This window comes from Hyphococcus sp. (assembly GCF_965228385.1).
GTDB lineage: Bacteria > Pseudomonadota > Alphaproteobacteria > Caulobacterales > Parvularculaceae > Hyphococcus.
Genome location: NZ_OZ245810.1, coordinates 497,129 through 513,367, shown reverse-complemented (window position 1 = coordinate 513,367; position 16,239 = coordinate 497,129). Strand labels below are relative to the sequence as shown.

Annotated in this window: 9 protein-coding genes; all 9 read right to left on the bottom strand. The window is 56.6% G+C overall.

Features of this window, described 5'->3' with window-relative positions:
* Nucleotides 1–891 precede the first annotated feature (891 nt).
* Nucleotides 892–2,205 carry a 4-aminobutyrate--2-oxoglutarate transaminase gene (gene gabT / locus ACQK2Q_RS02330; protein ID WP_425408150.1) on the bottom strand — a complete coding sequence of 438 codons (1,314 nt, stop codon included), beginning with the start codon at nucleotides 2,203–2,205 and terminating at the stop codon, nucleotides 892–894.
* Nucleotides 2,202–3,662, bottom strand: coding sequence for an NAD-dependent succinate-semialdehyde dehydrogenase (locus ACQK2Q_RS02325; protein WP_425408149.1), 1,461 nt, complete (start codon nucleotides 3,660–3,662; stop codon nucleotides 2,202–2,204). Before ACQK2Q_RS02325 ends, gabT begins: the two co-directional genes overlap by 4 nt.
* A gap of 87 nt (nucleotides 3,663–3,749) precedes the next feature.
* The gene (locus ACQK2Q_RS02320) at nucleotides 3,750–4,934 is read right to left on the bottom strand and encodes an MFS transporter (RefSeq protein WP_425408148.1); all 1,185 of its coding nucleotides are present in this window, start codon (nucleotides 4,932–4,934) and stop codon (nucleotides 3,750–3,752) included.
* The gene (locus tag ACQK2Q_RS02315; protein WP_425408147.1) at nucleotides 4,921–7,074 is read right to left on the bottom strand and encodes a hypothetical protein; all 2,154 of its coding nucleotides are present in this window, start codon (nucleotides 7,072–7,074) and stop codon (nucleotides 4,921–4,923) included. Before ACQK2Q_RS02315 ends, ACQK2Q_RS02320 begins: the two co-directional genes overlap by 14 nt.
* Nucleotides 7,075–7,090: 16 nt before the next feature.
* Entirely contained in the window at nucleotides 7,091–9,289 is a 2,199-nt protein-coding gene (locus ACQK2Q_RS02310; RefSeq protein WP_425408146.1) for a hypothetical protein, read from the bottom strand.
* Nucleotides 9,290–9,303: 14 nt separating this feature from the next.
* The gene (locus ACQK2Q_RS02305) at nucleotides 9,304–10,857 is read right to left on the bottom strand and encodes a tetratricopeptide repeat-containing sulfotransferase family protein (protein WP_425408145.1); all 1,554 of its coding nucleotides are present in this window, start codon (nucleotides 10,855–10,857) and stop codon (nucleotides 9,304–9,306) included.
* 49 nt (nucleotides 10,858–10,906) lie between these two features.
* Nucleotides 10,907–13,279 (bottom strand): TonB-dependent receptor, encoded by a 2,373-nt coding sequence (locus ACQK2Q_RS02300; protein ID WP_425408144.1) that lies wholly within the window; start codon nucleotides 13,277–13,279, stop codon nucleotides 10,907–10,909.
* A gap of 44 nt (nucleotides 13,280–13,323) precedes the next feature.
* Nucleotides 13,324–14,241, bottom strand: coding sequence for a carbon-nitrogen hydrolase family protein (locus ACQK2Q_RS02295; protein ID WP_425408143.1), 918 nt, complete (start codon nucleotides 14,239–14,241; stop codon nucleotides 13,324–13,326).
* Nucleotides 14,242–14,373: 132 nt separating this feature from the next.
* Complete coding sequence (locus ACQK2Q_RS02290; protein WP_425408142.1) at nucleotides 14,374–16,224, bottom strand: PLP-dependent aminotransferase family protein; 1,851 nt, start codon at nucleotides 16,222–16,224, stop codon at nucleotides 14,374–14,376.
* Nucleotides 16,225–16,239: the final 15 nt, after the last annotated feature.

Here is a 16,239-nt window from a genome sequence, read left to right as displayed (position 1 = left end):
CGCATGGCTTCAAAAAGGGTTTTCTCCTAAAAGTTCGCCCTCCCCCCTGAACCCATTTAACGGCGACGGCAGTCAAAAGCGCAAGTCCTGACATTGAGTGTTGAAGGCCGGTATTGCGCGTAAGCGGTGTTCGATATGCGACGAAAGACCGTCCACAAACGAGCCGGGGTCCATCAAGACTCGGTGGTGGAGCGGCCGCCCAACATGGGGGCGAACACCTAGCGCTCACAAGCGTCTTTCGATCCGAGCAGATGGAGACCCGAAGCGTACGGTCGCACGTTATGACTTGGATGGCGGGAATTATTATTCGCGGAGCCGATGCTGAGAGAAAATTGTGATTGGTTGTTTGCCGCCCCCACTGCGAATCATCGTGAAAAATTGCCTAGAGTACACGCTGAGGTTATCACGAACACGATTCTGCTAAATATTGCCCAAGACCGCCAGACCCACAATCCGAGGCTCCAATTTCTTGCAAAACCGCCCGAAATTCAGGCTCCGGCGCTCGGCAAAGAGTTCGATATGTGTTCACGAAGGGGAGCCATCAATTTTGCTCAACATATTCAAGGGATTAACACGCAAAAAATCGCGACCCACTTTTTATTTCGAATTCTAGCGTGAGGAGGTCATCAACACATAGAGTCAGGTGCCGGGCCGCCCGGGCGTCGATACGTTGAGGGGCGAGAAACATGCCGACACGAAAGAGCTACAATTTGACGCCGATGACGCTGTTTGGGGAACTGCGTTCGCCTTCGATCTAAAATGCGAGCCACCATTGACAGGTCTCTTTTGCGAAGCTCAGCCTTTGGCGGCTGGGAAGCGTGCTGGTGTGATTTTGAGCTATCGTGAAGAGCTAGTTATGACGGCAACCCAGTCAAATTCGAACAATTTCAATCAAGCGCATGACTTAAAGGCCTGTTCAAAGATCGAGATACCTTCATCCAGTAAATCATTTGATATTGTCAGCGCTGGAAGGAACCGGAATACGTTGCCGTCCATGCCGCAGGTCAAAACCACAAGCCCCTTAGCGTAACATTCCGTCAGCACTGCTTTGGCCAGTGCTGCATTTGGTTTTCTGCGATCTCCATACTGCAACAGCTCAATAGCAATCATTGCGCCGCGGTCTGCGCGAATATCGCCGATCGTGTGTGGATGCGCCTTCTGCAAAGCTGTCAATCGGTCTTTGAAGACATTGCCGATATGCGCTGCACGCGCGGTCAGGTTTTCTTCCCTGATCACATCGATCACCGCGAGCGCAGCGGCGCATCCGACTGGCGAGCCTGCATAAGTGCCGCCAAGGCCGCCCGGCGCCGGCGCATCCATGATCTCTTTTTTTCCAACAACCGCCGCCAAGGGGAATCCGCCGGCCAATCCTTTCGCCACCGTCATCAAATCCGGTTCCACGCCGGAATGTTCGCACGCAAAAAACTTTCCAGTACGCGCGAAGCCGGACTGAATTTCGTCGGCGATGAGGACGATGCCATAACGGTCGCATCGTTCGCGAAGGCCGCGCATGAATTCGTCAGGCGCCGGATAAAACCCGCCTTCGCCCTGTACCGGCTCGACGATCATTGCAGCGCAATCGGCGGGATCGACATCGGTCTTGAACAGCATGTCGACTGCGCCCAGCGCGTCCTCGACGGTTATGTCGTGATAGAGCGCAGGAAACGGCGCACGCCAGATATCGCCCGGGAACGGTCCGAAGCGGTTCTTATACGGCGAAATCTTGCCCGTCAGGCCGAGTGTCATGATCGTGCGGCCATGATAACCGCCATCAAACGCGATGACGCCGCGGCGCCCCGTGTGAGACCGTGCGATCTTGATCGCATTCTCCACAGCTTCAGCCCCGGTTGTAACGAACATGGTTTTCTTCGGGGATGGCCCAGGTGCAAGATCGTTCAGCGCTTCGGCGAGGATCACCGCGCTGTCATAGGGCGTCACCATAACGCAAGTGTGACTGAAGCGCTCCAACTGATCGCTAACAGCCTTCATGACTTTTGGGTGACGATGCCCTGTGTTGCAGACCGCAATCCCGGTACCGAAATCGATATATCGTCTTCCTTCAACGTCCCATAGTTCCGAGCCTGACGCGCGATCAACAAAAACCGGCGCGACATTACCCTCACCCCGCGCCATGGCGGCGTTCTTGCGCATTTGCCAGTCGGCGTTGCTGTGGCCGTCCATGGTCTTAATTTTCGCTGCGCTCATTGTTCGAGCCCTCCCAGGCAAAGATACTTTATTTCCAGATAATCTTCGATGCCGTATTTCGACCCTTCCCGGCCCATGCCGGACTGTTTCACACCGCCGAACGGCGCAGCGGCCGATGAAATGACGCCTTCGTTTACGCCAACCATGCCAAACTCCAGCGCCTCTCCCATCCGCCATGCGCGGCCAAGACTGTGGGTGTATATATAGGCGGCAAGGCCGTAAATCGTGTCATTCGCATACTGAATGACTTCTAGTTCCGTGTCGAATACAATCAGCGGCGCGACCGGACCGAAGATCTCGGATTGCGCGATCGTCATGTCATTGCGAACGCCGGTCAGAACCGTAGGCGCAAAAAACAAACCGCCATTATCGTGCCGGACACCGCCGGTCGCGATGCGCGCGCCCTCATCTCTGGCAGCACTCACAAGCATTTCGACTTTTTCAAGCGCTCTTTGATTAACAAGCGGGCCGATGTCTACACCGTCCTCATCTCCTGCGCCGACATTCAGGCGCGCGGCGCGCCGACAGAGTTTGTCTGCAAAGGCGTCGTAAACGCCTCGCTGCACAAAAATGCGATTGGCGCAAACGCATGTCTGACCGCCATTTCGATATTTTGACGCCACAGCGCCCTCGACGGCTGCGTCAATATCAGCGTCGTCGAAAACGATAAATGGCGCATTGCCGCCCAACTCCATGGAGGATTTCTTTACGGTGTCAGCGGACTGACGAAGCAGCATGCGCCCCGTTTCGGTCGACCCGGTAAACGAAATTTTGCGAACCAGCGGATGAGACGTTAAAACATCGCCGACCGCAGCCGGCTTTTGCGTCGGTACGACATTGAATACGCCGCGAGGCAGACCGGCGGCCTCGCCCAATGCTGCAACAGCCAGGGCCGACAACGGCGTGTCCTCAGCCGGCTTGGCGACGACCGTGCATCCGGCGGCGAGCGCGGGCGCCGCCTTTCGCATCAACATGGCGTTGGGAAAATTCCACGGGGTGATCGCCGCACATACGCCGATGGGCTGTTTCAATACGATTGTTCGCGCATTCGTGTTCGCGCTCGGAATGACGTCCCCATAAATACGTTTCGCCTCTTCTGCAAACCACTGCAAATATGCTGCGCCATACCGGATTTCGTAGAGCGCTTCCTTGAGCGGCTTGCCCATCTCAGCGGTTAATAGAGCCGCCAGATCCTCTTCACGCGCCAAAATCGCTTCACGCCAATTCATCAGGATCGCTGCGCGCTCGTCAGCCGTGCGGGCGGACCATAAAGGAAAGGCGTTGGCTGAAGCCTCCACCGCACGAACGGCGTCGCCTTCGCCGCAATCCGCGACGCGAGCGATCGCCTCGCCATTCGCGGGATTAAACACGGCAAACTCATCGCCGCTTTCTGCGGGCGTCCACGCCCCGTCGATAAAGGCGGCTGTTTTGACCAATTCCGGGTTTAATCGCGACATGGCTTAACACTCTTTGCTCGCAGTGGTTTTGCACTGACGGCTAACATAGTGACAGGACCAGTTTCGGGGTCCGAATGGCGCCAGACCTCAAGCCCCGCCTTTTCGGTCTAGCCTTCGGGCCGGGGCGAGCATCACCACCATGCTCAGGGCGAGCCCTACCAAAGCCACATTGATCAAACCGGAGAACCCCATATCAGCGCCAAGCAATCTGCCGGCGACGAACGGTCCGCTCGCAAGCCCGAGTTTGGAGACGAAGCCGGCCGCCGCCGCCGTTCGTCCCGCCGTATCGAACTGCGCCGCCATGCCGAGCAGGTAAGCCATGACGCAGCCCCAGGTGATTCCGGTGCCGCAATTGGCGATCATGTATGCGGCGGGCGAACTGCTGAGATGAAAGATCGCCGTGCCGCCCAGAGTCAAAATCATACCCGCGAGGAGGATCGGAAACCGGCCCCATTTTGTTCCGAGGCCGATCACGATGGCAGGCCCGGCGAGCGCGACCCAAGTCGCTAACCCTAGCGCAGTGGAAACGTAATCGCGGTCAAGCCCATAATCGATCCCGAGGCGGATGATATAGGCCAAAAGACCCATATTCGCCGCCTGGAACAGAAAGATTGCGAGCAGAGTCATCGCAAGCGGCGCCCAGAGCACGCCGCCTGTTGAAGAAACCGGCTTTTCTCGCGGCGCATAGCGATCGAGGAACGGAAGCATTGCAAGGGCAGCCGCGCTGAACAAGGCGAGCGCGATGAACAGCGGCGCGACACCATAAACCGGAACCAGACGCGGCAGCACCATAACGCCCAATCCGCCGAGACCGAACTGCACGAACAAGAGCACACCAAAAGTCCTGTCGACCTTGTCCGTTCGCGCAATCACCGCATAGGAAACGCCCACCAGCAAACCGCCGATGACACCGTGCGCCAGTCGGACCAAGATCAGCATGTCCGCGGACTGAAGAAAGATCGAACCAAAATCGATTGCGATCAAACCGAACAAGCAGGCAATAGAAAGAGGACGCCACGACACGCGTTTGACGATGAACACCGCCGCAAGCGCGCCAAAAGCGGCGCCGTAAATATTCGCCGCGCCGATATTGCCTGCCGCGCTTTCAGTAATACCCAGTCCGCTGACCAGACCGTCGACAATCGCCGCCATGATGTTGACGTAGAAAAGGCCCGCCGTCGCGAGAAAGGACAGCATGATGCTGGCCGGAAAACCATCCGGCGCAGCGGTCGGAAAGTTTCGGCGCGCAACGTGTTCCTCACATATTGTCATTACGCGCCTCGCAGAATGGTTTGAGTTCGTTTGACGCCTGCGCCGCTTTCCGCCACGCGAATTCGCCACCGTCGCTTACATAATAATAAACATGATCGTTTGGCAGCAGCGCCGCAGAGAGCCCGCCATGACCGGACATCACAGGAATCCAAACGTCCTTCGCGCAACCGATCGCTTCGCCGGCGTTCCACGCCCAGAAGCCGTTTCTATAGCGCTGTGACGGGATGACGGCGGCGAGGCCTCGGTTCGACGGATCCTTTTGCAGCGACTGCCGTAACATGGCAGCGTCGAGCAATTCCTGCCCGGCGATAACGCCGCCGTCCATGAGAAACTTGGCGATGAGCACGATATCGTTGCTGTGCAGCGTCAAACCCCATCCGGTAAAGGGCTGCACGGCGGCGTCCAGGCTTCTTCGCGTGTTCATCACGACTGGGCTTAAACCAAGCTGCGTCCAGATCGGCGCCAACAGGTCGCGATAAAAATCGGCATTCGCCTCGCCGGTCTTTTCACGCAGAAATGCATTCATCGCCGCGCCAAGGATGTACGTATCTACGGTACGGTAGACGAACGTCTCCCCCGGTTCAGCGTTTTTGGTGAAGGCGGTGCATGCGATGTCGAGCTTCTCGCTATTCGTTTCCGCAAGAAAGAACCGGCGCATCGGCGGTGACTGTTCGTCTTCGTCATAAACATCTGAATTGAACACGCCTGTTGTCATGTTCAAAGCATGATGGAAGGTCACGCCGTCCCATATCGATCCAGCACAGGCTGGGACATAGTCCGAAATCAGCGACGCCATAGCGCCAGGATAAATTTTTTCCAAACGCATGGCGGCGACGCCGGCGACAATCGATTTCGCCCACGAATAAGACGGCAGGTCGAGCACGTCGCAGTAGGGATAAGGACCGAAACGCGTATCGCATCCGCCGACATAATGCGTGTCATCCGTTGCGTAGCCGAAAGCCGTCATCGCCGACGGGGTGACTTCTTCCGGTGAACCAAACCCGCCACTATTGAAACCGCGCAACTCTTGGATGGTTCGCGTGTCCAGTCTTGCCGACTTTTCCTGCTTGTAAGCTGCGATTACGCTGTCTGCATCCGGATGAGATCGCCGCTCGAATGACGCCGCGCCTGCGCCCCACATATCAAATTGCATATAGGTGCAGGTTTCGGAGCCAATCTGATACACAAGGTGAGATAGAGCGCCGCTGTCACTCATCCGGAACGCCGCAAGGCCGTTGTGGATGCAGTTGGCGTTGCGCTCCTGCAGCGAAAAAGGAAAACTCGCGCGGATAAATCCTTGATCGTCTCGCCATGCCCGCCCGGGCTCGACGATCCATTCCCAGTCGGGATGCGCCCCAGCACGCGGGCCGCGCTGCACGGGCACAATTTCATTGCCTGCCTGCGCAAAATGGATTTTAATCGGAGGCAGAACGCGCAGGCTTTCGCCTTCCGGCGCATAGTTGAAATCGTCTTTTCGCAAAATGAAGTTGTCGGCTTCCTCGCCTTCGAACCTCAAGACCCCTTGGAGCGCCGTCGGGGGCGGACCCGCGGCGGCTGCCGGCGCAAAGGCTGTGCTAGCGTAAGGTTTGTCGGCTGCTGCGCCGGCGGCGAAAGCCTGCGCTGAGATTGACTGTTGCAGTTCCGCGCGCCGCATAACTTTCGCAACGGCGATATTGTCGACCCAGCACGTGTCGTTGTCTGCATTCGCCTTGATCCGCACGCCGATATACCCGAATTCGGCCCCGTTGCGGATATCGATGTTTTTAGAAACGCGGTGCAGCGTCAACCCGTCATCTTGTCCGTCGGCGACGCGGCCGATTTCGATCCAATTCTGACCGTCATCGGAGAATTCGAGCAGGCAGGCGTCTTCGCCTTCAAGCTCCATGGCCGCGAAAGATGCTGACACCTGCACCTGCTTGACGCCAGCAAGATTGACTTGGGCGACCGCAGACGCATTCCGCGTCAAGCGCATGGAAATGTTGCCAGCATACTCCGTCAACTGCACGGACCCGCGCGCCGGATCGCCAGCCCATCCGTCGGCCTCGCCGTCTTGAAAATCATCGGAAAAAATCGTCTGCGCGCAGGCTTGCCCGAAGACAAGCCCTGCGCACAAACCAAACGCAACTAAATGCCGCAACACGCCGTCACCCCTTTCTTTATGGACATACGGAACTGATGGAATGCGCCTCGGCAAGCGCCTCTCCCCACGCGAATTCCGCATTATCGCTGAAATAATAATATGTTCCGCCATTCGGCATCAGCGCCACCGTTATGCCGCCAAAGCCGGACATAAACGGAATCCACGTCGCCGAAGAGCAACCCAGATAACTCTGGGCGTTCCACGCCCAAAAGCCGTTATTGTAGCGGATCGTCGATGCCCCGGCGATCAGACCGCGATCCGATGGCGTCTGTTGCATCGCAGCGGCGAGTTCCGCCGCATTAAGTTGTGCGACGCCGCCGATCTCGCCGTCGTCGACGTTTAGGAATTTCGTAATCTTCGCAATATCGTCGCGATGATACATCAGTCCCCAGCCGACAAAGGGTTGCGCGGTTGTATCGAGCGTGCGCCGCGTTACGCGCATCGTCTGACTGACGCCCAAACTATCCCAGATCGAACCCAGCAGATCGTCCCATATATCCGCGCCGCTTCCGGCTTGAGATTTGTAGTAGGACTGCATCGCAGCGCCGAGCACATAAGTATCTGACGTATGATACACCCAAAGGCTGCCCGGCGTCGCTTTGCGTGGAAACTGCGTGCAGGCGCGGTTTATTTTTCCTGCATGCGTGGTCTCAAGGAAAAAGTTCGTCATCGCAGTCGATCCCTCATCGACTTCGTAACCTGATGAGGAATAATTGCCAGTCGCCATATCCGCTGCGTCCTCAAGGGAAACATCGTCCCAGTCGCCGTCCGTATCGCAGGCAGGAACATAGTCGGCGATATCGTCCTGCATCACGCCGGGATAAAGCTTTTCAAGCCGCATCAGGCCGACCCCGCCAAACACAGACTTGGCCGTGGAGTAGGATGGAAGATCGAGAACGTCGCAATATGGATAATCGCCATATCGAGTCCCGCATCCGCCGACATAGTGAACATTGTTGTAGATGAAGCCAAAAGCCGACATGTGCGCAGGCGTTACCTCGGAGGAGGACCCGAAAGCGTCCGGGTCAGTTCCCGGATAATCTGTGGCGATAGCGCTGATCGGCTTCGTCGCCATCCGTCCCGCTTCTTCCGCCTGATAAGCGGAAATGATCGATGACGCGCCGGAAACGGTTCCGGGATCGTAATCGGCGTCAATCAACCCCCACATGTTAAACTTGAAATAAAGACACGTTTCGCTGGCGATCTGATAGGCGGCGTCGGAGACAAGCCCGCTGTCATTGAAAAGAAACGTAATTACGCCGTTATGCGTGCAGTTCGCATTCTTTTCCTGAAGTGCGAAGGGAAGCGCGACCCTTGAATAGCCATTGTCGCCGGGTTCGTCCCAGACCTTCCCCGGCTCCAGAATGACCTCCCAGTTCGGATGCGATCCCGCAATCGAACCTCGCGTCGCCGGTATGAAATCGTCGCCTGACTGTACGAACTCAAATGCGAAAGCGGGCAATTCGTCAATCGAGCCTCCGCTCGCATATGAGTAATCGTCTCGCACTACTGAAAAGCCGCCGCTATATGAGCCGCCGGAGAAGGAAAGTTCGCCGGAGAAAGTGTTGGTCGCTGAAGTGGCGTCGCTTTCTTCAGCATAAGCCGAAAAATTCACCGGTGAAACGTATGAGCCCGCCCCGGCGAGCGTAGAATAACTCAATATGGTGCGTACGCCGCCGCCAAGATCCCCAGTAACGACAACGTTATCGAACCAGCAATAGTCGCTATTGTTATTACCGGCGGCGCGGCCGCGAATTTGAAGGCTTGCGTTATTGTTGAAAGATGAGTCTGACGCCGATCCCGGATAGAGCGTGTACCCGTCATCCTGACCGTTGACGACCTTTACAATCTCAACCCAAGCCGAGCCGTTCCCCGAGGCTTCGGCGATGCACGCATCGGAGCCTTCGAGGGAGCTCGCCGCGAACTGCGCTGAAATCTCGACGTTCGAATAGCCCGCCGTAGAGACGGTTCGAGTGATCGTCGCTTTGTTGTTGAGCCTTACGGAGTAATTGCCGGCGTAATAGGTGACAAGCGCGCCGCCCGCGCCGGTCTTTGTCCAGCCGCTATAATTTCCATCCTGAAAATTATCACTGAACAGCGTTGCCGCGTATGCGGATCCTGTAGCAGTGATTGCAGCGACAAGCGCCACGGCGCCGTGAAAAACAACTCTCGAAACAGACTTACTGAAATTGCCGATCTTTCGGTTGATGTCCATCGTAACGATCTCCTTCAGGTTTCAAAGGCTCTCAACAATTCTCCAAGATGCTTCTCGTATTTTCTCCATTTTCCAATTGACGACGCATATATGGGTCGGCGCACTTGCGCCGCGCTCGCCGTCGCCGTCGGCGTTTGGTTTTCGTGGAAGGAAAGACAACGATCATTCCAGTCGAGCTCGAGTGCGTCAACTAAACGCCGGCTTTCGGTTTCCTGAGCCGCAATCAGGGACTCGTAAGAGATCGAAACAATGCGTCCGTCGAGCATCTCGCGCCAATGCTTCATGAGCGCTGCCTTTGCGCGCATATACCGTCCGATATCCGTCAAGTCGTAGGAAAACGGATACCCCATGCGGAACAATGTTTTGTACATGGCGAAACCCACATCCATATTGTCGCGTTCCACATGAATGATCTTCGCCTTGGGCAGGGCTTTGGCGATGAGGCCGGCATACAGAAAGTTCAACGGCGTTTTATCGATAATGTAACGCGCGCCGCCGCTTCGTTCGGATGTCGACTGACGATATTGGCGGCCAATCGCTGCGAAGTCGGCGTTGGCGGAACGTTCGATCAACGACGATTTACCCGACGCCCCGCCGCAATGCCGGGTCAACGCCATGGCAAAATCGTTGACCTCGCCGACGCTTTCGACGTCCGGATGGCTGCTTAGTATTCGCTCCACAAGGGTTGTGCCGGAGCGCGGAAGGCCGACAATGAACACAGAGCCTTCTTCGCCGCATCCGTCAGCGCGCTGTCTGAAAAATTCTTCATTGAATGTATTTTCGATCAGCGCGAGCGCATTCAGGTCCGCTTCTACGCGATATTGCAGCAGCTTGCGGCGCGCCGCAGCGCCCCGGCTCAGAAATGCAAAACTTTCATCATATTCCCCGAGATCCTCCAGTTCCTTTGCGAGCGCATAACAATATGCAAACTCGCTTCTCGGTTCGGTCTTGAGGCGTAACTTCTCCCTCAACTCGCTCACATGATTGCGGTTCGCCGTCTGAGTACGCAACGTCGCCCTGTTATAAGCGGCGTCTGCGTCTCGGGTTTGAGCGACCAACCTGTCGAGACGCTTTTCAGCGGCGTTCATATCGCCACAGGCAAGCTCCGCGCTTGCGAGATTGTAGGATAGCGCGGGGTCGGCAGGGCGCATCGACGCCGCCGTTGTCAGAGAGGAAAGCGCGGCCATGTGATCGCCAAGTTGTGTCTGCATCTCCGCGAGCCGGGCTAGATAGACAGGGTCGTCTTTTGCGCCGTTTTTCAGCGAGGCGTTCACCACATCTTTCGCATCGGCGATGCGCCCGGTCGCAATGAGAGCTTCGATGCGCATGAGCGCCGCCAGACGATGTTCCGGCTGCGAATTTAGCGCCGCCTCGGCGTGTTCAAGCATTTCGTCGAACGCGCCCAGCATCTGACAAGAGCGGGCGAAGATCAGCCGCGCATCAATGTTCTGCGGTTCAGAATGAATAATTTCTTTGCAGATGCGGGCGCTTTCTACGGGGTTTCTTTCTCTCAGGCGCCGGTCAGCTTCTTGCAGCAGATGCTGTGTTGAATGAATAGCCTCCGCCATGTTGATTTTGTTGCGGCCGCCATGAGCGGCAGCAACATCCTTTCTCTGATCAGAAGGAAACGCCAACCGAAACGCCGATCGTGCGCGGTAGCGATATCAGCTGTTTGTTTCCGTTGCCGAAATAGCCAACCGCCGGAGCCGTTCCCATATATGCTTCAGTGAAAACGCCCGTGACGCCTTCCTCATTGAAAATGTTCTTCATCCAAACAGATGCGCTCACGGGTCCGTGCGTGGCCGTAAGCGTTGCGTTCCAAATGCTAAAGCCTTCAAGCGGCACGTTGAATGTTGGCGAAACGCCGACGCCGTTCCGGCTTTCAGACTGGTAGAAGCCATCTACACGAGCGAACATCGACCATTCGGGCGAAAGCTGCGCCGTATAATCGAACGCCCAGTTCACCATGTGCTTCGGCGCGCCAGGCAGCGTCGCCCCGTCGGCTGCAAGCAAGATGCCGTCGGGTGAGAAGAAATCTTGGGTCAGCTCTGCATCGACATACGCGTAACCCAAGCCGTAATGGAAGCTGTCGCCAAAATAGCCATCGACTTGCGCCTCAAGGCCCATGGTCCGCGCCTCGCCGCCATTTTGAACGGCGAAGAAGCCCCAGTTCGTGGTCGCCGTATTAAGTTGCGGGTCGTCCCAGTCCACATAGAACAGGCTTAAATCATACGTGAAGCCGCCGGCGTTTCCTTTTACGCCCGCTTCGTAGTTGATCACCGTATCCGCCGTGTAAATCTGCCAGCCCGGATCTTCCGCGAATGTTCCAGTCAACGGAACCGCGTTGGAGCCGCCCCGACGGTATCCTTCCGAAACAGTTGCATAGAACTGGTTGTCGGGCGCGAACCGCCAAGAGAGATTGCCCTTGAACAGAACGCCGTCTTCCGATGTTTCAAAAAACGCATTGGTCGGAGTAAACAGTCCCGCATATAGCGGCAAATCGATGAATGTGTCGTTTTCCGACTTATTGTCGAAATAGCGGAATCCGCCCGTCACATCGAGCGTTTCGGTGACATGCCATGTGAGTTCGCCGAAGACCGCGATTTCCTCAAACTTTTCATTGCGGCGATAATCGAAATCTTGATCGCCCGTCACGGAACTCGCGAACGCCGGGAGGAACGCATCCCACCACTGTTTAAAGCCGCGCAGATAGCTCTCTTGCGTGGATACAAGGTCCTGGTTCCGGTAGAAACCGCCGATAATGAAATCGAGCGGGCCATCAGTTTCCGATACGAGGCGGACTTCCTGAATGAAAGCGCTGTCTTCGTAAGTGCGCACTGCCGACGCCATCGGTCGCGGATAATTGTAATAGAAACCGAGAAAACCGGCTTGCGCGTAGAACCCGGTGTTTTCGCTGTTGCTGTCGCCTTCATGGTCGTAATACGAGGACGACGAGGTCAGCGTCGCAAAGCCGAGATCGATATTGGCTTCCAGCGCCGAGACGTGAAGATCGCGCGACGATGGTTCAAGCTGGATCGATCCGTTTTCATAGGGCTCATATTCGCGGCCGAACCCGTCGAAACCGACAGTTTGCTGCCGGCGCCCGCCTACGTCGTCTGACTGACGGGCGTGATAGGCCTTGAAGCTGATCGCATCCGTGGGCTCCCACAGTAATGTGGCGCGCAGCATCCACTGCTCGACGAAATCCGCATCCTCGACAGCACGGTAGGAAGCAGCCGGGTCAAGTATGCCGTTCGGCGCCACCGGAATGCCGTTTGCGTCGAGTTCATAAACGTTCACGTAATCCGTAATGCCCGGATAATCGGCCCAGCTGCCGACAACGCGCAACGCGGCGGTTTCGCCAAGAGGAAAGTTCAAAACGCCATCCAGCGAATAACCAACACTGTCGGAGCCTTTCACATGAGAAAGCGATCCTTGCGCATAACCTTCAAACTCACCGATCACTGGATCGCGCGTGATATATCGAATAGTGCCGCCAAGCGAGCCCGATCCGTAAAGCGTGCCTTGCGGACCACGCAGCACCTCGACCCGCTCAAGATCGCGCAGTAGGAAGTTCGCAAAGACCGGCGTTTCGTTTACATAAGTGGAAACAGACGCCACTGACGAAACGGCGTAATCGCCAAGCGCGTTGCCGTCGATGCTTAGCCCGCGGATACGCACTTGATTGAGCGTCCCGGAATTGCGTGCACCGCGATCGACGACGCCAACGCCTGGCACGGAGCGAAGCAATTCCGCTTCGTCGAACATTTTTGCAGCATCGATTGCATCGCCGCTGACCGCCGTGATGTTATAAGGAACGTCGGTGACGCTTTGCTCTCTGCGCGTCGCCGTGACGACGATTGAATCGCGCTCTTCCGCCGACTCTCCTTGCAACGCTAGCGCCGGAACGCTGACGCCTGAGAGCGCTGTCCCGCCCATGAGCGCAACGAGCAATAAATTTTGTGAATACTTCTCACCTGATTTCTTCATGATCGACCCCTCTTCTCCTTCATACTGGCCGGCGCGCCGACCGGTTACTCAATGACCCGTAATTTTCGCGTGCTGACCGCGCCATCCCGCTGTTCGTCGCCGGGCGTTTCTTCGCTACGGCGAGGCATTGACAACGAGCCCAAGTCCGCCATGCGCTTTCTTCGCATCTCCGCATCAGCGTGAAACGGAAATTCAACCGGCGCGTCGCGGAAACTTTTCATGACTTGTCCAAGGCCATGCCAGCCGCGCGCGCGCGCTCTGCGAACCTGTTCGAAATCGATCTCAAGCGCGACGACTTCCCGTCCGTCGCCACATTCATAGAGCAGTTCGCCGCCGGGGCCGAAAAAGACCGAGCGGCCATTGCCCTGTTCACCCGCAACATTAACGTCGATGAAATAACACTGATTGACAGCGGCGTTCGCCCTTGCAATCGCCAGCTCAACGTCGCGATCCATTGTGTTTGTCATGGTCGGCAGCAGAATTGCTTCGGCGCCCATCGCGGACAGCGTTCTAATAGCCTCCGGAAACCACATGTCGTAGCAGATCGCGACGCCGATCCGGCCCTTGCCCGGAATATCGAACACGGTGTGATCTTGTCCGCATGCGACATTCTTTTCATAAGGAAGAAATGGGAACAATTTGTCGTGCTTGGCGACGGTTTCACCCATGGGATTAAATACCGGGGCGACGTTGAATATTTCGTCGCCGCGCCGCTCATATAGGGATCCAGGCGCAAGCCAGACACCGAGCTCGCGTGCGAGCATTGCAAGCCGCGTCTCAGTCGAACCGTTTGGTTCTTCTGCAAGTTGGGCGTCAACCCCGTGAACCGCCAATTCACCGACCGTGATCAGTTCGACCCAAGGAAATCGCTTCGCCACAGCGCGGATTTCATTTTCGACTAGCGCCAGATTATCCTTCTTGCCGCCTGCAAGTTGAATCGCCGCGATCCCTAGAGTCGTCATCTACGCCGCCGATCTTGTCAGCCCTGATCACCGTGGGCCTTTCCTCTCAGCGGGAAGCTTCACAGAATTGACATAGTCTTATTAGGGCCAGTTTGGGCTAATCCATGGTACCAGATCGAGCTTTTTTGACGTTCAAGCCATGTCAGGCCTTTCCGCGATCAGGGCGCTGTCAACGCGGTCGCCATGCGGATTCATCCAATGCAAGACATCTCGATCGATCGAAACATGAAACGCCGCCTCTTCGCCATAGGCCCACTTTTCCCAGCGGCGATGCCACAGATCCCCCTCGACTCGCCACTCGCCCTGATCGCGATCCTCCCCGGCGTAACCGGCCCGGCCCAACATTTTCCCGTCGGGCAACAGTTCGATCGTGCATGGATCGCCGTAAACAGTCTTATAAAGCAGCGTCGCGCCGGATAATGCACGCATCAAATCCTGGCCACGCAGCCAATTTCCTGATTTTTCGGCGGCGAACTCATGCCCTTCGGCGCCGATCGCGCGCATAAGATCGGAAAGGTTTTTGATGCCGGCGCGGATATTCTCCGAAGCTATGCTCGTCACGCCCAACCGGAACATATTCCTGCGCCGATCCGGTTCCGCAAAAAAGTCTTTCACCGGTTCAATTAGAATGCCGCGCTCTTGCGCCATCGCTACAAGCCGATCCGCATCAAGCCCCTTCGGCCCTGTGACCCAATAGGCGGTGCCGCCCGCAATCGGCGGAATCGCAATTGACAACGGGCGATAGTGATTAAGCGCATCGCGCAGGGCGATGAGCCGTTCTTCGAAGACCTTTGAGAGACGATGCAACATCGCGTCATAGTGCCCAAGGGAAAGAAAAAATGCGGCGGTCCGCTGATTATTCGGGGATGGGCGACGTGTCGTCAAATCTCTGAGCTGGCGTGCGGCGGCGATAACGTCCGGCGGCGCAACGAGAAAGCCAAGGCGTACCCCGGGCGCGAGAACTTTAGACAAGGAAGCGGCGTAAATTACCCTCGCACCGTTATCGAGCGCATACAGCGCGGGCAAAGAATCGTGTAGATAATTCAGCTCACACTCAAAATCGTCTTCGACTATAATAAAGTCACGAGCATGGGCTGCGTCGATCAACGCTCGGCGCCGCTCCATGGACATTGTCACCCCGGTCGGGCGCTGGCGGCTCGGCGTTGTATAGACCAAGTCGTATTTGCGCTTCGCTTCACCTACGACAAGACCTTCGTCATCGACGGGAATGAAATCGGCTTCCGCGCCAGAAAGTTTTACAAGCTCCCGCATTTCCCTGAGTCCGGGTTCTTCAAGACCGACAAGCAAACCGCGCCCGGCGAACAGCTCAACGATCAGCGAAAGCGCCTGCTGTTCGCCGGCAGTTATTAAAATTTCATCCGGTCCGGCGGAAACGCCGCGTCGCGGCAGCAATTTCGTTCTGATCTGGTCGATCAGCGCTTCGTCGTCAGCATCGCTATTGTCGGTAGACCACGCTTCGACCTCATGAACGGCAAGCGCGAGACGGCTTGCCTCCCGCCATTCCGAAACCGGAAAAAGCGATCTATCGTAGCGTCCTTCCATGAATGGATATCGATACTTTTGCCAATCCGGCGGACAGCGAAAGTTGTTGTCTCCCGGCAGGGCGATCTTCAATTTCTCCCGAACGATGGAGCGCGCCCGCACTCTTCGCCCCACAATCAAACCCGGACTTTCAGATCTCCTGAACGTATGCCGCTCAGCGACGAAGACCCCGCTTCGTTCGCGCGCCGTCAGATGGCCTTCGGCGATCAGCATTTGGTAAGCCAGTAATACGGTATTGCGGCCGACGTTGAGTTCGGCCGCCAACTTCCGCGATGACGACAGCTTTGAGCCGGGCGCCAGCGCACCTTTGTCGATCGCCTCAATGATGCGTGTGCGCAATTGCGCTTGCAGTGACAGATTGCTGCAGGCGTCGATGCGCAAAAGAGGCGCAATAGACTTAATTGTGACCGGGCGTTTCAAAATGATACTCGGTAA